This window comes from Pseudomonas peradeniyensis, from assembly GCF_014268935.2.
GTDB lineage: Bacteria > Pseudomonadota > Gammaproteobacteria > Pseudomonadales > Pseudomonadaceae > Aquipseudomonas > Aquipseudomonas peradeniyensis.
Window position 1 is genome coordinate 195238 of the sequence record NZ_JABWRJ020000004.1, and the last position, 19379, is coordinate 214616.

At 66.1% G+C, this 19379-nt stretch carries 18 protein-coding genes; 10 read left to right on the forward strand and 8 right to left on the reverse strand.

Annotated features, from left to right (window positions below):
• Positions 1-134 precede the first annotated feature (134 nt).
• On the reverse strand, positions 135-734 hold the full coding sequence (locus tag HU751_RS21225; RefSeq protein WP_186732248.1) for a 2-hydroxychromene-2-carboxylate isomerase: 600 nt from the start codon (positions 732-734) through the stop codon (positions 135-137).
• A gap of 27 nt (positions 735-761) precedes the next feature.
• Complete coding sequence (locus HU751_RS21230) at positions 762-1493, reverse strand: SDR family oxidoreductase (RefSeq protein ID WP_186732247.1); 732 nt, start codon at positions 1491-1493, stop codon at positions 762-764.
• 89 nt (positions 1494-1582) lie between these two features.
• Between HU751_RS21230 and HU751_RS21235 the strand changes: the two genes are divergently transcribed.
• From HU751_RS21235 to HU751_RS21255, 5 genes are all read left to right on the forward strand, one after another.
• Positions 1583-2146, forward strand: coding sequence for a TetR/AcrR family transcriptional regulator (locus tag HU751_RS21235; protein ID WP_186732246.1), 564 nt, complete (start codon positions 1583-1585; stop codon positions 2144-2146).
• Positions 2133-2726: an eCIS core domain-containing protein gene (locus HU751_RS21240; protein WP_186732245.1), complete on the forward strand. Its 594-nt coding sequence runs from the start codon at positions 2133-2135 to the stop codon at positions 2724-2726. Before HU751_RS21235 ends, HU751_RS21240 begins: the two co-directional genes overlap by 14 nt.
• Before the next feature lie 172 nt (positions 2727-2898).
• Positions 2899-4140 (forward strand): multidrug efflux RND transporter periplasmic adaptor subunit MexE, encoded by a 1242-nt coding sequence (gene mexE / locus HU751_RS21245; protein WP_186732244.1) that lies wholly within the window; start codon positions 2899-2901, stop codon positions 4138-4140.
• Positions 4141-4152: 12 nt separating this feature from the next.
• Positions 4153-7332: an efflux RND transporter permease subunit gene (locus tag HU751_RS21250; RefSeq protein ID WP_050705839.1), complete on the forward strand. Its 3180-nt coding sequence runs from the start codon at positions 4153-4155 to the stop codon at positions 7330-7332.
• Entirely contained in the window at positions 7329-8744 is a 1416-nt protein-coding gene (locus HU751_RS21255) for an efflux transporter outer membrane subunit (RefSeq protein WP_186732243.1), read from the forward strand. Before HU751_RS21250 ends, HU751_RS21255 begins: the two co-directional genes overlap by 4 nt.
• A gap of 80 nt (positions 8745-8824) precedes the next feature.
• Here the strand turns inward: HU751_RS21255 and HU751_RS21260 are convergent, their stop codons facing one another.
• Positions 8825-9091 (reverse strand): helix-hairpin-helix domain-containing protein, encoded by a 267-nt coding sequence (locus HU751_RS21260; protein WP_186732242.1) that lies wholly within the window; start codon positions 9089-9091, stop codon positions 8825-8827.
• Between the two features lie 92 nt (positions 9092-9183).
• On the opposite strand from HU751_RS21260, the gene HU751_RS21265 reads away from it, so the two are divergent.
• Positions 9184-9801, forward strand: coding sequence for a LysE family transporter (locus tag HU751_RS21265; RefSeq protein WP_186732241.1), 618 nt, complete (start codon positions 9184-9186; stop codon positions 9799-9801).
• Positions 9802-9804: 3 nt separating this feature from the next.
• Here HU751_RS21265 and HU751_RS21270 read toward each other — a convergent pair whose 3' ends face one another.
• Positions 9805-10200: a hypothetical protein gene (locus HU751_RS21270; protein WP_186732240.1), complete on the reverse strand. Its 396-nt coding sequence runs from the start codon at positions 10198-10200 to the stop codon at positions 9805-9807.
• A gap of 56 nt (positions 10201-10256) precedes the next feature.
• The gene (locus HU751_RS21275; RefSeq protein ID WP_186732239.1) at positions 10257-10958 is read right to left on the reverse strand and encodes an NUDIX hydrolase; all 702 of its coding nucleotides are present in this window, start codon (positions 10956-10958) and stop codon (positions 10257-10259) included.
• A 143-nt stretch (positions 10959-11101) separates the two neighbouring features.
• On the opposite strand from HU751_RS21275, the gene HU751_RS21280 reads away from it, so the two are divergent.
• The 4 genes from HU751_RS21280 (at position 11102) to HU751_RS21295 (ending at position 15322) form a co-directional block, all read left to right on the forward strand.
• Complete coding sequence (locus HU751_RS21280; RefSeq protein ID WP_186732238.1) at positions 11102-11752, forward strand: nicotinamidase; 651 nt, start codon at positions 11102-11104, stop codon at positions 11750-11752.
• Entirely contained in the window at positions 11749-12948 is a 1200-nt protein-coding gene (gene pncB / locus HU751_RS21285; protein WP_186732237.1) for a nicotinate phosphoribosyltransferase, read from the forward strand. Before HU751_RS21280 ends, pncB begins: the two co-directional genes overlap by 4 nt.
• Positions 12949-13101: 153 nt before the next feature.
• Positions 13102-14475 (forward strand): nucleotide 5'-monophosphate nucleosidase PpnN, encoded by a 1374-nt coding sequence (ppnN, locus tag HU751_RS21290; protein WP_050705798.1) that lies wholly within the window; start codon positions 13102-13104, stop codon positions 14473-14475.
• Positions 14476-14671: 196 nt separating this feature from the next.
• Positions 14672-15322 carry a TIGR04211 family SH3 domain-containing protein gene (locus HU751_RS21295; RefSeq protein WP_186732236.1) on the forward strand — a complete coding sequence of 217 codons (651 nt, stop codon included), beginning with the start codon at positions 14672-14674 and terminating at the stop codon, positions 15320-15322.
• Between the two features lie 50 nt (positions 15323-15372).
• Here the strand turns inward: HU751_RS21295 and HU751_RS21300 are convergent, their stop codons facing one another.
• From HU751_RS21300 to HU751_RS21310, 3 genes are read right to left on the reverse strand one after another with little or no spacing between them, the layout of a single operon-like run.
• The gene (locus HU751_RS21300) at positions 15373-16686 is read right to left on the reverse strand and encodes a cytochrome c (RefSeq protein ID WP_186732235.1); all 1314 of its coding nucleotides are present in this window, start codon (positions 16684-16686) and stop codon (positions 15373-15375) included.
• 11 nt (positions 16687-16697) lie between these two features.
• Positions 16698-18485, reverse strand: coding sequence for a GMC family oxidoreductase (locus tag HU751_RS21305; protein ID WP_186732234.1), 1788 nt, complete (start codon positions 18483-18485; stop codon positions 16698-16700).
• A gap of 3 nt (positions 18486-18488) precedes the next feature.
• A complete protein-coding gene (locus tag HU751_RS21310) occupies positions 18489-19235 on the reverse strand; it encodes a gluconate 2-dehydrogenase subunit 3 family protein (protein WP_186732233.1) in 747 nt (248 codons plus the stop codon).
• Positions 19236-19379 lie beyond the last annotated feature (144 nt).

Below are 19379 nucleotides of genomic sequence, written 5' to 3' on the forward strand. Positions count from 1 at the left end.
GTGGGAGCGGGCTTGCCCCGCGAGCACCGGCGGAGCCGGTGCCATACACCTCATCGCGGGGCAAGCCCGCTCCCACGCTGTCCCAGTAAAATCAAAGATTCAGGTTTTCCATAAGAGCGGCATAGCCCAGATCATCATGCCTGCCTGACCAAAGCCTGCTCGACGAAATCCAGACGGTCCTGGCCGAAGAACATCTGCCCGTCGATGAAGAACGTCGGCGCCCCGAACACGCCACGTTCGACCGCCTCCTCGGTGGCTTTGCGCAAGGCGTCCTTGACCTCGGGCCGCGCGGCCAACTCCAGGAACATCTCGGCATCGAAGCCACCCGCAGCCAGGGTCTCACCCAACACCACAGGGTCTCCCAGATTGCGCCCGTGTACGAACAACCCTTCGAACAGCACCTTCAACAGCGCCTCGAACCGCGCTTCGGCAAACAACTGAACGCCGATCAGCCCGCGCATCAGGTTCAGGGTATTGATTGGAAACCCTGGCGGCAGGGTCAGGGGCACGCCATAGCGATCGGCATAGCGCTTGAGGTCGATGCGCATATAGCGCCCCTTGGCCGGCACCATGACCGGCGAGGCGTTGCCGGTGGCCTGGAACACCCCGCCCAACAGGATCGGCTTGTACACCAACCGCGCCCCGTGACGCGCGCACAGGGCGGGTAGCTGGGTCGAGGCCAGGTAAGTGGCCGGGCTGCCCAGGTCCAGGAAGAACTCGACGGTCTTGCTCATGATTCGTTCCTTGTATGAGGGTGTGACTTACCAGCGCTCCATCCACGGGCGCAGGTCAAGTTCGAAGGTCCAGGCGTCCCGTGGCTGGGCGTGCAGGAACCAGTAGCTGTCGGCGATGTGCGCGGGATCAAGGATGCCGTCCTGGTCCTTGAGCGCATAGCGTTCGGGGAAGTTGTCGCGGATGAACGCGGTGTCGATCGCGCCGTCGACCACCACATGGGCGACATGGATGTTCCGCGGCCCAAGCTCTCGCGCCATGCTCTGGGCCAGGGCGCGCAGGCCGTGCTTGGCCCCGGCGAAGGCGGCGAAACCGGCCGCGCCGCGGGTACCGGCGGTGGCGCCGGTAAAGAGAATAGTGCCGCGCTCGCGGGTCACCATGCGCCGGGCGACCGCCTGGGCGGTGAGAAAGCCGGCGAAGCAGGCCATCTCCCAGATCTTGAAGTACTTGCGCGGGGTTTCCTCGAGGATGCTGCACGGGACATTGGCGCCGATATTGAAGACAAAGGCCTCGATCGGGCCGACATCGCGCTCGATGGCCTCGACCAGCTCGGCCACCTCCTCTTCCTTGCGCGCATCCGACCCGAAGCCATGAGCCTGACCGCCTGCGGCGCGGATCTCGTCGACCAGCGGCTGCAGCTTGTCCGCCTGGCGCCGGGTGACACAGGCGACATACCCCTCGCGGGCGAAACGCTTGGCGATCTCGCCACCGGTGGCGTCGCCAGCGCCGATCACCAGCACGACCTTTTGTTGTTCTGCCATGGACCGCTCCATTGATGAATGATCGTTTAGTAAACGAACGCTATGCTACGATCAGCTTATCGTCAAGCCCGCGCCAAGAGGTTCCGCGCATGCGCTACAGCACCGAACACAAGCAACAGACCCGCGAGAAGCTGCTGGCCAGCAGCGGCGCCCTGGCCAAACGCGGGGGTTTCGCCGCTACTGGCGTAGCCGGATTGATGAAGGCCATCGGCCTGACCGGCGGCGCCTTCTACAACCATTTCCCGTCCAAGGACGACCTGTTCAGCGAGATCGTCCGCCGCGAACTGGCCAACAGCCCGTTGGCGCGCCTGGTCGAGCGTGGCGCCGACCGCCCCCGGCTCAGGCGCCTGCTCGAGCAATACCTGAGCCTGGCCCACCTGCACAATGCCGAGGGCGGCTGCCCGCTGCCGCCATTGGGCGTGGAGATCGCCCGCGCCGAGCGACCGGTGCGCGAACAGGCCGAGCACTGGCTGGTGGAACTGCACCAGGCGTGGAGCGAGACCCTCGACGACCCCGAGCTGGCCTGGGCCTTGCTCAGTCAGTGCGTCGGCGCGTTGGTGGTGGGCCGTATGCTGGCCAGCGAGCCGGTGCAGGCGCAGGTGCTGGACGCCAGCCGTAAACTGGTCGGACGGGTCTTCGATGAGGCTCGCTAGTACCCTGCTCGGACTGCTGCTGGCCCTGCCCGCCTTCGCCCAGGAACGTTGCCCGGCCGGGCAATACCAGGTATGCCTGGTGGTGTGTTTCTGCGCGCCCATTGACCCCAACCAGGGCGGCCAGGTGCTGCAGGATGTCGAGCGCATGGCCACCGGCAGCCTGGTGTTCGCCCTGCGCCAGGCTCGCGACGAGGCCACCGCCAGCGGCAGCCAGCCGATCCCCTTGCATATCCGCGCCCAGCTCGAGCCCTGGTACGACTTCGCCGTGCTCGACGCGGCGCGCTACCGGGTGGGCGATGAACATCAGATCAGCGCCGCCAATGCATTGCTGCAGAACCCGGATGTCAACGCGGTGACCCTGATCGACACCATCATCTTCCGCCGCAGCGCCGATGCCGAGGACAACGTGGCGCTGTGGTCCCATGAACTCAAGCATGTGCAGCAGTACCAGGAACTGGGGGTGGAGGAATTCGCCCGGCGCTATACCCGCGATTACCAGGCGCTGGAGGGGCCGGCTTACGAGATCGAGGCGCAGGTGGCCAAGGCGTTGCGCGAAAAAGCATCCGGCGGGCCACGCTGATTACACCGCCGCTCCTACAGGTAACGAAGCTGCCTTGAAATCATGCGTCCGGATCGATGACGGCACCCGACCTATCATTGCGCGTGATAATAACCTTCGCTCCGTTTGATTCGTGCGCCGCGCGCAAGACACTCACACTCCGCCCACTACTAATACATTGGCGGAGTTCTCCATGGATCACTCACTCAAACCCTTGCGCTTCCCCCTCGCTGCCCTGGCAGTGGTGGTGCTCAGCGCTTGCGGTCGCACCCCCGACGCCGTGCAGGCTCCCGCCGCGCCCAAGGTCAGCGTAGCCAAGGTGATCGAGCAGCCGATCAACGAATGGGACGAGTTCACCGGCCGCCTCGAAGCGCCGGAAACCGTCGAAGTGCGCCCACGGGTGTCCGGCCAGATCGACCAGGTGGCCTTCACCGAAGGCGCCCAGGTCAAGAAAGGCGACCTGCTGTTCCAGATCGACCCGCGCCCGTTCCAGGCTGAAGTGCGCCGCCTCGAAGCCCAGCTGCAACAAGCCAAGGCCACCGCCATCCGCAGTGCCAACGAAGCCCGCCGTGGCGAGCGCCTGCGCGACAGCAACGCGATTTCCGCAGAACTGGCCGAGTCGCGCAGCAGCGCCGCCGCCGAGGCCCGCGCCGGGGTCGACGCGATCCAGGCCCAGCTCGACCTGGCCCGCCTGAACCTGAGCTTCACCCGCGTCACCGCGCCGATCAGTGGCCGTGTCAGCCGCGCCCAGTTCACCGCCGGCAACATCGTCAGCGCCGATGTCACCCCGCTGACCAGCGTGGTCTCCACCGACAAGGTCTACGCCTACTTCGACGCCGACGAGCGCGTGTACCTCAAGTACAGCCAGCTAGCCCGCGACGGCCAGCGCGGCCAGAGCACCCCGGTGTACCTGGGCCTGACCAACGAGACCGGCAACCCGCACCTGGGCCAGATGAACTTCGTCGACAACCAGGTCAACCCGCGCACCGGCACCATCCGTGGCCGCGCCGTGTTCGACAACCGCGACGGCCAGTTCACCCCCGGCCTGTACGCGCGCCTGAAGCTGGTCGGCAGCGCCCAGTACGACGCCGTGCTGATCAACGACGAAGCGGTCGGCACCGACCTTGGCAAGAAGTTCGTGCTGGTCATGGACAAGGACAACAAGGCCGCCTACCGCGCCGTGGAACTGGGGCCGAAGCTCGAAGGCCTGCGCATCGTGCGCAGCGGCCTGGGCAAGGACGACCGCATCGTGGTCAAGGGCCTGCAGCGTGTGCGCCCGGGTTCGCCGGTCACGCCTGAGGAAACCCAGATGGCCAGCGAACAGACCCTCGCCGCCCTCGCCCAGCAGCGCCAGGCCCTCGAAGCCAGCAACCCGGCGCCGAAGGTTGCCGGCGCCAATGTCAAAGTCGCCAGCGCCCAAGCGCCGCGCGGTTAAGGGACAACACCGATGAACTTTTCGAAATTCTTCATTACCCGGCCGATCTTCGCCGCGGTGCTGTCGCTGGTGCTGCTGATCGCGGGCTCGATCTCGCTGTTCCAGCTGCCGATCAGCGAATACCCCGAAGTGGTGCCGCCCACCGTGGTGGTGCGCGCCAACTTCCCCGGCGCCAACCCCAAGGTGATCGGCGAGACCGTCGCCGCGCCCCTGGAGCAGGCCATCACCGGTGTCGAGAACATGCTGTACATGTCCTCGCAGTCCACCGCCGACGGCAAGCTGACACTGACCATCACCTTCGCCCTCGGTACCGACCTGGACAACGCCCAGGTCCAGGTGCAGAACCGCGTGACCCGCACCCAGCCCAAGCTGCCGGAAGAGGTGACGCGTATCGGTATCACCGTCGACAAGGCCTCGCCCGACCTGACCATGGTCGTGCACCTGACCTCGCCGGACAACCGCTACGACATGCTCTACCTGTCCAACTACGCCATCCTCAACATCAAGGATGAGCTGGCGCGCCTGGGCGGCGTCGGTGACGTGCAGCTGTTCGGCATGGGCGACTACTCGCTGCGGGTGTGGCTCGACCCGAACAAGACCGCTTCGCGCAACCTGACCGCCAGCGACGTGGTGGCCGCCATTCGCGAGCAGAACCGCCAGGTCGCCGCCGGCCAGCTGGGCGCCCCGCCCGCCCCGGGTTCGACCAGCTTCCAGCTGTCGATCAACACCCAAGGCCGCCTGGTCAACGAGGAAGAGTTCGAGAACATCATCATCCGTGCCGGCGCCAACGGCGAGATCACGCGCCTGAAGGACATCGCCCGGGTCGAGCTCGGCTCCAGCCAGTATGCCCTGCGCTCGCTGCTGAACAACCAGCCGGCGGTGGCCATCCCGATCTTCCAGCGCCCGGGCTCCAACGCCATCGAGATCTCCGACGAAGTGCGGGCGAAGATGGCCGAGCTGAAGAAAGAGTTCCCGGAAGGCATGGACTACAGCATCGTCTATGACCCGACCGTGTTCGTCCGTGGCTCCATCGAAGCGGTGGTACACACCCTGTTCGAAGCGCTGATCCTGGTCGTGCTGGTGGTGATCCTGTTCCTGCAGACCTGGCGCGCCTCGATCATCCCGCTGATGGCCGTGCCGGTCTCGCTGATCGGCACCTTCGCGGTGATGCACCTGTTCGGCTTCTCGCTCAACGCGCTGTCGTTGTTCGGCCTGGTGCTGGCCATCGGTATCGTGGTGGACGACGCCATCGTCGTGGTGGAGAACGTCGAGCGTAACATCGGCCTAGGCCTGAAACCGCTGGAAGCCACGCAGAAGGCCATGAGCGAAGTGACCGGCCCGATCATCGCCACCGCCCTGGTGCTGTGCGCCGTGTTCGTGCCCGCCGCATTCATCTCGGGGCTTACCGGGCAGTTCTACAAGCAGTTCGCCCTGACCATCGCCATCTCCACCGTGATCTCGGCGTTCAACTCGCTGACCCTGTCGCCGGCCCTGGCTGCCGTGCTGCTCAAGGACCACCACGCGCCCAAGGACCGTTTCTCGCGGTTCCTCGAGAAGCTGCTGGGCAGCTGGCTGTTCGCTCCGTTCAACCGCTTCTTCGACCGCGCCAGCCATGGCTATGTCGGCGGCGTGCGTCGGGTCATCCGCTCCAGCGGCATTGCCCTGTTCGTCTATGCCGGTTTGATGGGCCTGACCTACCTGGGCTTCTCGTCCACCCCGACCGGCTTCGTCCCGGCCCAGGACAAGCAGTACCTGGTGGCCTTCGCCCAGCTGCCTGACGCCGCCAGCCTCGACCGTACCGAGGCGGTGATCAAGAAGATGAGCGAGATCGCCCTCAAGCAACCGGGCGTGGCCGATTCGGTGGCCTTCCCGGGCCTGTCGATCAACGGTTTCACCAACAGCCCGAACAGCGGCATCGTGTTCACCCCGCTCAAGCCGTTCGACGAGCGCAAGGACCCGAGCCAGTCGGCGGCGGCCATCGCGGCAGCCCTGAACGCCCAGTTCGCCGATATCCAGGACGCCTACATCGCGATCTTCCCGCCTCCGCCGGTCCAAGGCCTGGGCACCATCGGCGGCTTCCGCCTGCAGATCGAGGACCGTGGCAACCTGGGCTACGAAGCGCTGTACAAAGAGACCCAGAACATCATCGCCAAGAGCCACAACGTACCGGAACTGGCGGGCCTGTTCACCAGTTACCAGGTCAACGTGCCGCAGGTCGATGCCGCCATCGACCGGGAAAAGGCCAAGACCCACGGCGTGGCGATCAATGACATCTTCGACACCCTGCAGGTCTACCTGGGCTCGCTGTACACCAACGACTTCAACCGCTTTGGCCGCACCTACCAGGTCAACGTCCAGGCCGAGCAGCAGTTCCGCCTCGATGCCGAGCAGATCGGCCAGCTGAAGGTGCGCAACAACCTGGGCGAGATGATCCCGCTGGCGACCTTCCTCAAGGTCAGCGACACCTCCGGGCCTGACCGGGTCATGCACTACAACGGCTTCATCACCGCCGAGATCAACGGTGCCGCAGCCCCCGGCTACAGCTCCGGCCAGGCCGAGGCGGCAATCGAGAAACTGCTCAAGGAGGAACTGCCCAACGGCATGACCTTCGAGTGGACCGACCTGACCTACCAGCAGATCCTCTCGGGCAACACCGCGCTGTTCGTGTTCCCGCTCTGCGTGCTGCTGGCCTTCCTGGTGCTGGCCGCCCAGTACGAGAGCTGGAGCCTGCCGCTGGCGGTGATCCTGATCGTGCCGATGACCCTGCTGTCGGCCATCACCGGGGTGATCGTCTCCGGTGGCGACAACAACATCTTCACCCAGATCGGCTTGATCGTACTGGTGGGCCTGGCGTGCAAGAACGCGATCCTGATCGTCGAGTTCGCCAAGGATGAACAGGCCAAGGGCCTCGACCCGCTGGCCGCGGTGCTGGAAGCCTGCCGCCTGCGTCTGCGGCCGATCCTGATGACCTCGATCGCGTTCATCATGGGCGTGGTACCGCTGGTGTTCAGCTCCGGCGCCGGTTCCGAGATGCGTCATGCCATGGGTGTGGCGGTGTTCTCGGGGATGATCGGGGTGACCGTGTTCGGCCTGTTCCTGACCCCGGTGTTCTTCTTCCTGATCCGCCGTTTCGTCGAGCGTCGCCAGGCCCGCAAGGCCGAGCACGCAGTGGCGCTGGAGAACCATGCATGAAGTTGCTCAAACCCCTGACCCCGAGCCTGCTGGCACTGGCTCTGGCGGCCTGCGCCGTGGGCCCGGACTACAAGGCCCCGCTCACTGAGCCGGCGCAGCTCGACAGCAGCCTGCAAGCCAAGACCTTCGACCGTAGCCGCTTCGAAAGCGTGTGGTGGAAGCAGTTCGACGACCCGGTGCTCAACCAGCTGGTACAGGCGTCGCTGGACGGCAACCGCGACCTGCGCGTGGCCTTCGCCCGCCTGAAGGCGGCGCGCTCGATCCGCGAGGACGCCTCCAACGACCAGCTGCCGGTGGTCACCAGCCGTGCCAGCAGCGACCTGGGCAAGGGCCAGGTGCCCGGCCAGACCGAGCGCCGGGTCAACAGCGAGCGCTATGACCTGGGCCTGGACATGGCCTGGGAGCTCGACCTGTTCGGCCGTATCCAGCGCCAGATCGAAGCCAGCGAAGCGCAGGAAGCGGCCGCCGAGGCCGACCTGCAGCAGCTGCAGGTCAGCCTGATCGCCGAGCTGGTCGACGCCTACGGCCAGTTGCGCGGCGCCCAGCTGCGCGAGCAGATCGCCGTGGCCAACCTGAAGACCCAGCAGCAGTCGCGGGATATCACCGTGACCCTGCGCGACACCGGGGTCGGCAATGAGCTCGACGTGGTCCGCGCCGACGCCCGCCTGGCGGGTGTCGAAGCCACCGTGCCGCAATTGCAGGCCGAACAGGTGCGGGCGAAGAACCGCATCGCCACCCTGCTCGGCCAACGGCCGGACGGGATGACCGTGGACCTCTCGCCCAAGGCCCTGCCGGCCATCGCCAAGGCCTTGCCAGTGGGCAACCCCGGCGAGCTGCTGCGCCGCCGCCCGGATATCCGCAGCGCCGAGCGCCAGCTGGCCGCGGCCACGGCCAACGTCGGCGTGGCCACTGCCGACCTGTTCCCACGGGTCAGCCTCAGCGGCTTCCTCGGTTTCACCGCCGCGCGCGGCTCGCAGATCGGCTCCTCGGCGGCCAACGCCTGGGCGCTGGGCCCGAGCATCACCTGGGCGGCCTTCGACCTGGGCAGCGTGCGCGCCCGCCTGCGCGGGGCCAAGGCCGATGCCGAGGGCGCCCTGGCCAACTACGAACAACAGGTGCTGCTGGCCCTGGAGGAATCCTCCAACGCCTTCAGCGACTATGGCAAGCGCCAACAGCGCCTGCTGGCGCTGATGCGCCAGAGCGACGCCAGCCGCAAGGCGGCGGAACTGGCCTCGGTGCGCTACCGCGAAGGCACGGTGGACTACCTGGTGCTGCTCGACGCCGAGCGCGAACGCCTGAGCGCCGAAGACGCCCAGGCCCAGGGCGAGGTCGAGCTGTACAGCGGCATCGTCGCGATCTACAAGGCGCTTGGCGGCGGCTGGCAACCCGAAGTGGTAGCCAGCTCGCGCTGACCGCATCCTGATGTAAAGGCTCCTTTGGTTGGTTCCTCCCCCAACCGTTTGCCCCGAAGGCCTTGGTCTTCGGGGCTTTTTTATGTGCCGTTGGCGGGACACGCGTCCTGCAGTAAATGTTCCCTGGCCCGGGCAATCGCCGCCTGAATCGCCCCTCGCGCCTGGGGGCTGTTCCTCCAGCAACTGCTGCCCACCAGCCCGGCCGCCTCGGTGACGATCTGCAAGGCATCGGCTTCGGCCAGTCGTGCCAACGAGCCATATCCCAGTTGCTCAAGGCGCTGCACCACGGTCGGACCCACGCCCTTGACCGCCAACAGCACCGCCCGCTCATCCGCGCTGAACGCCATCTCCACCTCCCTGTACCGTCGTGGCTTTGCAAACGCCGCGAATGATGGCATATATCGAGGTCTGCCTGCCCACCCCCACCAGGAGAATCCCCATGCTCGGCGTGACCGACTACGGCGCTTTCGTGATTGCGTTCCTCATCCTCCTGGCGATCCCCGGCCCCGGCAACTTCGCCCTGATCACCGCCACCGGCAAGGGCGGCATCAAGGGCGGCCTGGCCGCCACCTTCGGGGTGATTCTCGGCGACCAGGTGCTGATGTGGCTGGCCGTGGCCGGCGTCGCCACCTTGCTGGCCACCTACCCCGCCGCCTTCCATGTGGTGCAGTGGGCCGGCGCCGCCTACCTGGCCTGGCTCGGCCTGCGCATGGTACTGAGCAAGCCCGGCGGCGCGCCGCGTGACAGCGGCATGGCCAGCGGCCGCTACCTGCGCCAGACGATGATGATCACCCTGCTCAACCCCAAGGCGATCATGTTCTACATGGCGTTCTTCCCGCTGTTCATCGACCCGGTGCGCCACCAGGGCGTGGTGACCTTCGCCTTCATGGCGCTGACCGTGGCCGGCCTGACCCTGCTCTACGGCCTGGTGGCGGTGCTGCTCACCCACCGCCTGGCCGAGCGCATGCGCGCCAGCCCGCGCATCGCCAATCTGCTCGAACGCCTGGCCGGCGCATGTCTGGTGGGCTTTGGTATCAAGCTGGCGGCGATGCGCTGAGGCTCAGGCGTCGCGCAACAGGTCGTGGGCGTCGAGCAGGCGGAAGGCCACCTGCGGATTGCGCTCCAGCCCGCGACGGATGGCGGCGGGAATCGACTGGCGGGTCTTGCGGCACAGCCCTGTCTGCGCCGCAAGCTCGATGACGATGCCGCGCATGGTGCGCACCTCGTTGAAGCCCGGGGCGATATGCACGCGGATGCCCAGTTGCTCGTAGAGGCGTGACTGAAGGCGCTGCAGGTCCTCCAGATCCTTGAGGTTTTCCAGGCGTTCGACCAGGCGCTTCTCCTCCTCGCGGGTGAGCAGCAGGATGCGTCGCTCAGGGCCGTCGGCCAGGCGTTCGCGGCCGCAGTCGCAGGCGCCCGGTGGACAGGGGTGGCGTAAGGGAGGCTGGTTGGTCATGGGGCAAGGATAGTCGCTACACGACAGCTGCAGGAAGTGGCCGCGACCTGTCCTGACTATCCTCCCGCCAGCAGACTCCGGTCGAACATGAACGCCCCGCTCCCCTGTGGGGTATGCCGGTACAGTTGCTGTGGCCGCCCCAGCCTGGGCTGGTTCTTCTCTCCGGTGTCCTGCACCCAGCCTTCGCTCTTCATGCGCTCCAGGCGTTTGCGCATCGAGGTGTTGTTGACCGGCTGCCCCAGGCACGCCTGCGCGGCGGCCAGGGCGTCCAGCACGGTGAACCGCTCGGGTGCCAGGTACAACGGCAGGTTGGTGTATACGGCCTTGGCCGCCAGCCGCTCATGGGCGCGCTCGACCAGCAGGCGATGATCGAACGGCAACGGCGGCTCATTATCCAGGACGCCTTGCAGATCGAAAAAGGCAATCTGCGGATCCTCGACCACGACCGCAGGGTCGAGCAACGCCAGGTAGTAGGTACTCAATGTCCAGCCCCGCGGGTCGCGGGAAGCATTGCCCTCGGTGCCGACCTGCTCCAGGTGGCGCGGGCGCACCTTGGCCTTTTCCGCAAGGGCCCGGCAGGCAGCGGCATCCAGGTTGTTGTCCGCAGTACTGCCATTGACGATGACGCCCGGCAAGGCCCACTGGCCCTTGTAGGGCTCGCGTTCGCGCGGGGACAGCAACACCTCCAGGCGCTGGCTGTGTGGCGACAGGCGCAGGGTGACGATATCGACACTGGCCAGGACTTCAGCTGTGCTCACTCAACGATTCCTCAATCAACATCCACCTATATTCCACCAGGGCGATTAAATAGAGCAAGCCTGATTCCCTAAGTAAAATAACCTTGACACATTTAATGCACCAGGTGAAATATATAGCCATTCCAGCCGAGGAGCTTCCTCCGATGAAAATCGCCAGTTTCGATGTCGACGCGCAGAACGGCTTCACCGCCAACGCCCCCCATGAGCTGCCGGTGCCCGGCGGTCACCTGATCGCCCCCGCGCTCAACGCCATGGCCCAACGCGCCTCGCTGCGCCTGGGCAGCAAGGACGCCCACCCGGCCAACGCCGCCTGGGTGGTCGCCGAGCCGGGCCAGATGCTGCAACCACTGGCCCTGGCCAATGCCGACCTGACCTGGGTCAGCCACTGCGTCCCCGGTACGCCGGGCTTCGAGCTGCTGCCCGGCCTGCCCGCCCCCATCGACTACGACTATTTCGTCTGGAAAGGCGTGGAACCCGACCTGCACCCCTACGGCGCCTGCTACCACGACCTGGCCGAGCGCCGTTCCACTGGCGTCATCGAGTACCTCAAGGTGCAACAGGTCCAGGCGATCATCGTCGGCGGCCTGGCACTGGACTACTGCGTGCGCACCACTGCCCTGCAACTGCGTCGCGCCGGTTTCGAGGTGCTGCTGTACCTGCCGGCCTGCCGTGCCCTGAGCGCCGAGGGCGCACAGGCGGCCTGCGATGAAATGGCCAGCACCGGCATCCACCTGTGCACCGACGAACAGGCCCTCGATACCCGGCTCGACCAACTCAAGGAGGCCCGCCCATGAGCGACAGCGTCTTTGGCCCACGGATCATCCAGAACCTGCTGGATACCGATTTCTACAAGATCACCATGATGCAGGCGGTGCTGCACAACTACCCCAACGCCGAGGTGGAATGGGAGTTCCGCTGCCGCAACGACGAGGACCTGGCGCCCTACCTCGCCGAGATCCGCTACCAGGTCGAGCAGTTGGCCGATGTCTCGGTTACCCACGACCAATTGGCCTACCTGGAGAAGATCCCGTTCATCAAGCCGGACTTCATCCGCTTCCTCAGCCTGTTCCGCTTCAACCTGCGCTATGTACAGGTCGGCCTGGACGATGCCGGGCAACTGGCGATCCGTGTGCGCGGCCCGTGGCTGCACGTGATCCTGTTCGAGATCCCGCTGCTGGCGATCATCAGTGAGGTACGCAACCGCTACCGCTATCGCGAGGTACTGATCGAGCAGGTCGGCGAGCGCCTGTACCAGAAACTCGACTGGCTCAGGGCCGAAGCCAGCGACGACGAGCTGGCCGCTCTGCAACTGGCCGACTTCGGTACCCGCCGGCGATTCTCCTACCGGGTACAGGAAGAAGTGGTGCATATCCTCAAGCGTGATTTTCCCGGGCGTTTCGTCGGCACCAGCAACGTGCACCTGGCCCGCGAATACCAGATCAAGCCCATCGGTACCATGGCCCACGAATGGTTCATGGCCCACCAGCAGCTTGGTCCGCGCCTGGTCGACAGCCAGGTCGCCGCACTGGAATGCTGGGTACGTGAATACCGTGGCCAATTGGGTATCGCCCTGACCGACTGCATCGGCATGGATGCGTTCATGCACGACTTCGACCTGTACTTCGCCAAGCTGTTCGACGGCCTGCGCCATGACTCGGGCGAGCCGCTGGCCTGGGCCGAGAAGGCCATCGCCCACTATGAGCGGTTAGGGATCGACCCGAAGGGCAAGACGCTGATTTTTTCCGATGGGCTGGATTTCCAGAAGATGCTCGAGCTGTACCGTGCGTTGAATGACAGGATCCATGTCAGCTTCGGCATTGGCACCAACCTCACCTGCGATATCCCCGGGGTAAAGCCGATGAACATGGTGATCAAGATGACCGCCTGCAACGGCGCGCCGGTGGCGAAGATCTCCGACAGCCCGGGCAAGACCCAGTGCCGGGACGAGAATTTCGTGGCATACCTGCGGCATGTGTTTAACGTCCAATAACCCCGGGGCTGCTACGCAGCCCTTTCGCCGGCAAGCCGGCTCCCACAGGTAGGCACTGCGTCCAAGGTTTTTCACCAAGGCCCTCGTTGCCACGCACATTTGCTTGTATGGTGTTGTCCAAGAAGGATGTTTTACCCGCACAGGAAAGACCAGATGCCCCAACGCAATGTCATCAACGCCTCCGTCAGCCCCAAGGGCAGCCTGGAGACGCTGTCGCAACGTGAAGTCCAGCAACTGAGCGAAGTCGGTACCGGCAGCCTCTACACCCTGTTCCGCCAGTGCGCCCTGGCCATCCTCAACACCGGCGCCCATGTCGACAACGCCAAGACTATCCTCGAGGCCTACAAGGACTTCGAGGTGCGCATCCACCAGCAGGACCGCGGCGTGCGCCTTGAGCTGCTCAACGCCCCGGCCGACGCCTTCGTCGACGGCGAGATGATCGCCAGCACCCGCGAAATGCTGTTCAGCGCCCTGCGCGACATCGTCTACACCGAGAGCGAGCTGGCCAGCCAGCGCATCGACCTCGAGAGTTCCCAGGGCCTCACCGACTACGTCTTCCACCTGCTGCGCAACGCCCGCACCCTGCGCCCGGGCGTCGAGCCGAAGATGGTGGTGTGCTGGGGCGGGCACTCGATCAGCAGCGAGGAATACCAGTACACCAAGAAGGTCGGCCACGAGCTGGGCCTGCGCAAGCTGGATGTCTGCACCGGCTGCGGCCCGGGCGTGATGAAGGGCCCGATGAAGGGCGCCACCATCGCCCACGCCAAGCAACGCATGCACGGCAGCCGCTACCTGGGCCTGACCGAGCCGGGCATCATCGCCGCCGAGGCGCCCAACCCGATCGTCAACGAACTGGTGATCCTGCCGGACATCGAGAAGCGCCTGGAGGCCTTCGTCCGCGTCGGCCACGGCATCATCATCTTCCCCGGCGGCGCCGGCACCGCCGAGGAGTTCCTGTACCTGCTCGGCATTCTCATGCACCCGGACAACCAGGACCTGCCGTTCCCGGTCGTGCTCACCGGGCCACGCAGCGCCGAAGCCTTCCTGCAGCAGTTGCACGCCTTCGTCGGCGCCACCCTCGGCGAGGCCGCCCAGCGTCACTACCAGATCATCATCGACGATCCGGCCGAAGTGGCCCGGCAGATGGTCGAGGGGCTCAAGGCGGTCAAGCAGTTCCGCCGCGAGCGCAATGACGCGTTCCACTTCAACTGGCTGCTGAAGATCGACGAGGGCTTCCAGCACCCGTTCGATCCGACCCACGAGAACATGGCCAACCTGGCCCTGCGCCGCGAACTGCCGCCCCATGAACTGGCGGCCAACCTGCGCCGGGCGTTTTCCGGGATCGTCGCCGGCAACGTCAAGGACAAGGGTATCCGCCTGATCGAGGAGCACGGGCCGTACCAGATCCGTGGCGACGCGGCGATCCTCGACCCGCTCGGGCGCCTGCTGCAGGCGTTCGTCGACCAGCACCGCATGAAGCTGCCCGGTGGGGCGGCGTATGTGCCGTGCTATGAGGTGGTGGCCTGAGGCTTGCTTCCCCTGTGGGAGCGGCTTGCCCCGCTCCCACAGGGGGCTATTGCCAGCAACATCCTGCAGACATTTCCTACCATCGGCAGTGAACCTGCATACAAAAAAACGGTCTTTCGCTGACGGTCAATCCACCCGACCGGATCGCCGGCCCAGTCATCGGGCCTTCATTCGTCCTGTTTCAGCGAAGACCAGCATGCCAGACATCCAGCCCGTTTCCCCTGCCCTCACCGCCCTGCGCGGCGGCCTGATCGCCGCCCTGATCGCCCTCGCCGCTCCGGCCCACGCCGAAGAACCGGCCAGCGATGCGCGCTGGGTCAGCGACAGCCTGAGCACCTACGTGCGCAGCGGCCCCACCGATGGCCACCGCATCGTTGGCACGCTCAAGTCCGGACAGAAGGTCAGCCTGGTGACCAGTCAGGGCAACTACAGCCAGGTGCGCGGGCAGAACGGCGACCTGGTGTGGATCCTCAGCAACGACCTGCAGGCCGTGCCCGGCCAGAACGAGCGCCTGCCGCAGCTCGATGCCCAGGTGGCCGAGTTGTCCGGCCAGTTGAAGAGCATCGACGACAGCTGGAAGAACCGCGTGCAGGGCATGCAGGAGACCCTCGACTCGCGCAAGGCGCTGATCGACGAGCTGGAAAGCCGCAACAAGGCGCTCAACGAGCAACTGGCGCAGAGCCAGTCAACCCTGCGCGACACCCAGGCGCGCCTGGGTGACGAGAACAAGCAGGTGATGATGCGCTACATGGTCTACGGCGGCAGCATTGCCGGGGCCGGGCTGCTGGCGGGGTTGATCCTGCCGGCGCTGACCCGCGGCCGTAAACGCAACGACCGCTGGTTCTGAGTGAGGGGCCAGGGGCAAGGTCGTGCAGACCCGTTGCCCCCGGCCACTGCTCAGGGCTCCTGGATACCCGTGGTATCGCCGATCAACGACTCGGCCTTCAGTACCGGCGGCGCCTGCTTGCGCAGTTGCGCCACCTGCCCCGCCTCCACCGCCGGTGCCTGGTTGCCCCAGCTGCCGCGGATGAAGTTGACCACATCGGCCACCTGCTGGTCCGACAGCCGCCAGCCGAAGCCCGGCATGCTGAAGGTCGAGGGCGCCGTCGCCGTGGCCGGCAGGGTCGCGCCCTCCAGCACGATATGGATCAACGAGGTGGCATCCTCGCCCTGCACCACCGGGTTGCCGGCCAGCGCCGGGAACACCCGGGCGTAGCCCTTGCCGTCGGTGCGGTGGCAGGCGCCGCAGTTGTCGACGTAGAGCGCCGCGCCGGTCTTGCCGTCATTGCCCTGCCACAGCGCCTGGGCGACGGCAGGGTCCTCGTGGAACGGCTTGTCGTTCGGGTTCACCGGCGGCAGGGTCTTGAGGTAACGGGCGATGGCGGTCAGGTCGGCATCGCTCATGTACTGCATGCTGTGCTCGACCACATCGCTCATGCCGCCGAACACTGCGGTGCGCTCGTTGCGCCCGGTCTTGAGGAAGGCGACGATCTGCGCCTCGTCCCAGCTGCCCAGGCCATCCTTGTGGTCACCGCGCAGGCTCTTGGCGATCCATCCTTCAAGGGGCGCGCTGCCGGACAGGAACGCCGCGCCGTCGCCGGCATCCAGGGCTTTTTCCTGCATGGTCAGCGCCCGCGGCGTGTGGCACGCGCCACAGTGCCCCAACCCTTCGACCAGGTAGGCGCCGCGCGCCACCACCGGATCGCGCCCGGCGGCTTCGAACGGCTTGACCGGCGGCGCGAACAACCCGCGCCAGAACGCCAGCGGCCAGCGCATGCTCAGCGGCCAGGGAATGTCGCTGTCCTTGTTCTGCTGCTCCACCGGCTGCACGCCGTGCATGAAGTAGGCGTAGAGCGCCTGCATGTCCTGGTCGCTGACCCGGGCATAGGACGGGTACGGCATGGCCGGATACAGCGTGCTGCCATCCTTGCCGATACCCTGGCGCACGGCACGCTCGAAGTCCTCGTAGCTGTACTGGCCGATGCCGCTCGCATGGGGCGTGATATTGGTCGAGTACAGGGTGCCGATGGGCGTTTCCATGGGCAGCCCGCCGGCGAACGGCTTGCCGCCCTTGGCGGTGTGACAGGCCACGCAGTCGCCGGCGCGGGCCAGGTACTCGCCTTGCCTGACCTGCGCCGGGTCCACCGCGTCGGCAGCCTGCAGCAAGGTGCTGGCGCCCAGGCCCAGCATGGCGATGAGCAGTGTCTTCATGTTGGCCTTCCTCATGCCTGCACCAGTGGACCGGGGTTTTTCAGGTAGCGCTCGCGGATCGCCCGCGCCGACCAGTAGGTCAGTGCCGCCACCAGCCCGGTGGGGTTGTAGCCCAGGCCCTGGGGGAAGGCCGAGGCACCGGGGACGAAGACGTTGTGCACGTCCCAGCACTGCAGGTAGCGATTGAGCGCGCTGGTTTTCGGATCGGTGCCCATGATCGCGCCGCCGTTGAGGTGGGTGGTCTGGTAGGTGGAGGCATCGAAGTGCTGGCCGAAGGTTTTCTTGCCCGCGCTGATCGCCTTGGGTCCCATCGCTTCGGCAATCTTGCCCATGCGCTCGACCATGAAGCGGTTCATCTTCACGTCGTTGTCCTTCCAGTCGAAGGTCATGCGCAGCAAGGGCAAGCCGTAGGCATCCTTGTACACCGGGTCCAGGTCGAGGTAGTTGTCGCGGTAGGACTGGTGTGCACCGTGAGCGTCCATCGACAGCATGTGCCGGTAGCTGTCAGCCACCGCGGCCTTCCAGCCGCTGCCCCATTTCGGCGTGCCCGGCGGCACCTTGGTGCCGGAGATCGGCTTGGCGCCGGCTTGGTTGACCCAGAACGGCGAACCGCCGACGAAGCCGTGCGGGCCATGGTCGAAGTTGTCGGCGTTGAAGTCGTCCACCGCCACGCCGTTGCCGCCGGCGCCGATGAAGGGGTTGGTGTGGTGGCTGTCGCGGTCGAAGAACGCGGTCACGGTGGAGATGTTCTGGTAGGCGAAATTGCGTCCGACCACCCCTTCGTTGCTCACCGGGTCGTAGGGCTTGCCGATGCCCGAGAGCAGCATCAGGCGCACGTTGTTGTACTGGAACGCGCCGAGGATCACCAGGTCGGCGGGTTGCTCCACCTCGCGCCCCTGGCTGTCGACGTAGGTCACGCCGGTGGCCAGGCGCTTGTCGGCGGTCAGGTTGACCCGCAGCACATGGGCGTTGTTGCGCAGCTCGAAGTTCGGCACCTGGCGCAGGGCCGGGAGGATGTTCACGTTGGGCGAGGCCTTGGAGTACATGTAGCAGGCATAGCCGCTGCAATAGCCGCAGAAGTTGCACGGCCCCATCTGCGCGCCGTAGGGGTTGGTGTAGGGTCCTGAGGTGTTGGCCGACGGCAGGTTGTAGGGGTGGTAGCCGACCTCGCGGGCGGCCTTCTCGAACAGCTGGGCCGACACGGTGTTCTTCTGCGCCGCCAGCGGGAAGTCGCTGGAGCGGTCGGCGGCGAACGGGTTGCCACCCTTGTCGCGGCCCACCACCTGGCCCTTGATCGACCAGGCCGTGCCGGAGGTGCCGAACACCTTCTCGGCAAAGTCGAAGTACGGCTCCAGCTCTTCATAGCTGACGCCGAAGTCCTGGATGGTCATGCCCTCGGGAATGAACCGCTTGCCGTAGCGCTCCTCGTAATGGCTGCGCAGGCGCAGCTCCACCGGGTCAACGCGAAAATGCACGCCGGACCAGTGCAGCCCGGCCCCGCCCGTGCCGGTGCCGGGCAGGAAGGCGCCGAACTGGCGGTACGGCACGGCCACGTCGTTGACGCTGTGGCGCAGGGTCACGGTCTCGCGGGAGATGTCCATGAACAGCTTCTTGCGCGAGTTGTAGGTCAGCTCGTCCATGGTCTGCGGGTAGACGCCGTCCGGATAGGTGTCGCGGGTCGGGCCGCGTTCCAGGGCCAGCACCTGCAGACCGGCTTCGGTCAGTTCCTTGGCCATGATCGACCCGGCCCAGCCGAACCCGACGATGACCACATCGACTTTCTTCATCACTTGGCTCATGGCTCAACCTCGCTCGCCGCTGATGGACACTGACGGGAAGGGATAGCGCTCGTCGCGCTCCACCCAGTCCATGAAGTCGGCGCGGGCGCCGGGGAATCCGACCAGCTTCCAGCCCGCCAGGCCCTGGTTGCCGCCGTGCAGGGGGTCGCTGAAAAAGCCCTCGCGGGTGTTGAGCCAGAGCATGCCGAGGAAGGTGGCCGCCGGCACCGAGGCAAAGGCCGGCTTGCCGCCGTCCAGGGCCTCGAGCACCTGCTGCTGTTGTTCAAGGCCGAGCTGGGCGAACGCCTTGCCGAACTGCGCCTGGCACCAGGCGTCGGTTTCGGCGATGCCCAGGCGGTAGATCTCCTGGGGGCTGAGCTTGAGCTGGTAGCCCAGCTCGCTGGGTGCGTCGGGGCGGAATGGCCCCTGCATGTACCACAGCCCGCCGCTGCCGTAGCGGGTGTTGAGCTGACGGTCGATGAACTCGGGCACGCCGGCATCGGCCGCACCGGGGCCGAGGGCGTCGGTGGGGATGAGCACGGCCACGGCGGCGCTGACGAAAGCCCACTCCTCCTGGGTGAAGAAGCTTGGCTGGTAGGCCCGTGCCGGGGCCGGTCGGGCCGGTTCGGCGGCTGCCGGGGTGGCGCTGTCGGCGAGCACTGCGCCGCCCAGTCCCGTACCGGCGAGGGTCGCCACCGGGATCAGGGTCAGGGATTGGCGCAGGAACGCCCGGCGCGCCGGTTGCACGGAGGCGGGTTGGTCCTTGGACATGAGGATGTCTCTCTGTTGATCAGGTCATACGGAAATCGTCGCCCTTTTCACCGATGGAAATCCCGGGGCTGCAGGCCGAGACAGCGCTGTCTCGGCGAAGCGGCCTTGCTTTGCCAAAGGGTCGCGGCGCGACCCCGGGATATC

Coding starts and splice junctions, on each gene's coding strand:
- HU751_RS21265 (WP_186732241.1), top strand. CDS start 9,184: ATGCTCGGCGTGACCGACTACGGCGCTTTCGTGATTGCGTTCCTCATC.
- HU751_RS21300 (WP_186732235.1), bottom strand. CDS start 16,686: ATGAAGACACTGCTCATCGCCATGCTGGGCCTGGGCGCCAGCACCTTG.
- HU751_RS21230 (WP_186732247.1), bottom strand. CDS start 1,493: ATGGCAGAACAACAAAAGGTCGTGCTGGTGATCGGCGCTGGCGACGCC.
- HU751_RS21280 (WP_186732238.1), top strand. CDS start 11,102: ATGAAAATCGCCAGTTTCGATGTCGACGCGCAGAACGGCTTCACCGCC.
- HU751_RS21250 (WP_050705839.1), top strand. CDS start 4,153: ATGAACTTTTCGAAATTCTTCATTACCCGGCCGATCTTCGCCGCGGTG.
- ppnN (WP_050705798.1), top strand. CDS start 13,102: ATGCCCCAACGCAATGTCATCAACGCCTCCGTCAGCCCCAAGGGCAGC.
- HU751_RS21295 (WP_186732236.1), top strand. CDS start 14,672: ATGCCAGACATCCAGCCCGTTTCCCCTGCCCTCACCGCCCTGCGCGGC.
- HU751_RS21255 (WP_186732243.1), top strand. CDS start 7,329: ATGAAGTTGCTCAAACCCCTGACCCCGAGCCTGCTGGCACTGGCTCTG.
- HU751_RS21225 (WP_186732248.1), bottom strand. CDS start 734: ATGAGCAAGACCGTCGAGTTCTTCCTGGACCTGGGCAGCCCGGCCACT.
- mexE (WP_186732244.1), top strand. CDS start 2,899: ATGGATCACTCACTCAAACCCTTGCGCTTCCCCCTCGCTGCCCTGGCA.
- pncB (WP_186732237.1), top strand. CDS start 11,749: ATGAGCGACAGCGTCTTTGGCCCACGGATCATCCAGAACCTGCTGGAT.
- HU751_RS21260 (WP_186732242.1), bottom strand. CDS start 9,091: ATGGCGTTCAGCGCGGATGAGCGGGCGGTGCTGTTGGCGGTCAAGGGC.
- HU751_RS21240 (WP_186732245.1), top strand. CDS start 2,133: ATGAGGCTCGCTAGTACCCTGCTCGGACTGCTGCTGGCCCTGCCCGCC.
- HU751_RS21305 (WP_186732234.1), bottom strand. CDS start 18,485: ATGAGCCAAGTGATGAAGAAAGTCGATGTGGTCATCGTCGGGTTCGGC.
- HU751_RS21235 (WP_186732246.1), top strand. CDS start 1,583: ATGCGCTACAGCACCGAACACAAGCAACAGACCCGCGAGAAGCTGCTG.
- HU751_RS21270 (WP_186732240.1), bottom strand. CDS start 10,200: ATGACCAACCAGCCTCCCTTACGCCACCCCTGTCCACCGGGCGCCTGC.
- HU751_RS21310 (WP_186732233.1), bottom strand. CDS start 19,235: ATGTCCAAGGACCAACCCGCCTCCGTGCAACCGGCGCGCCGGGCGTTC.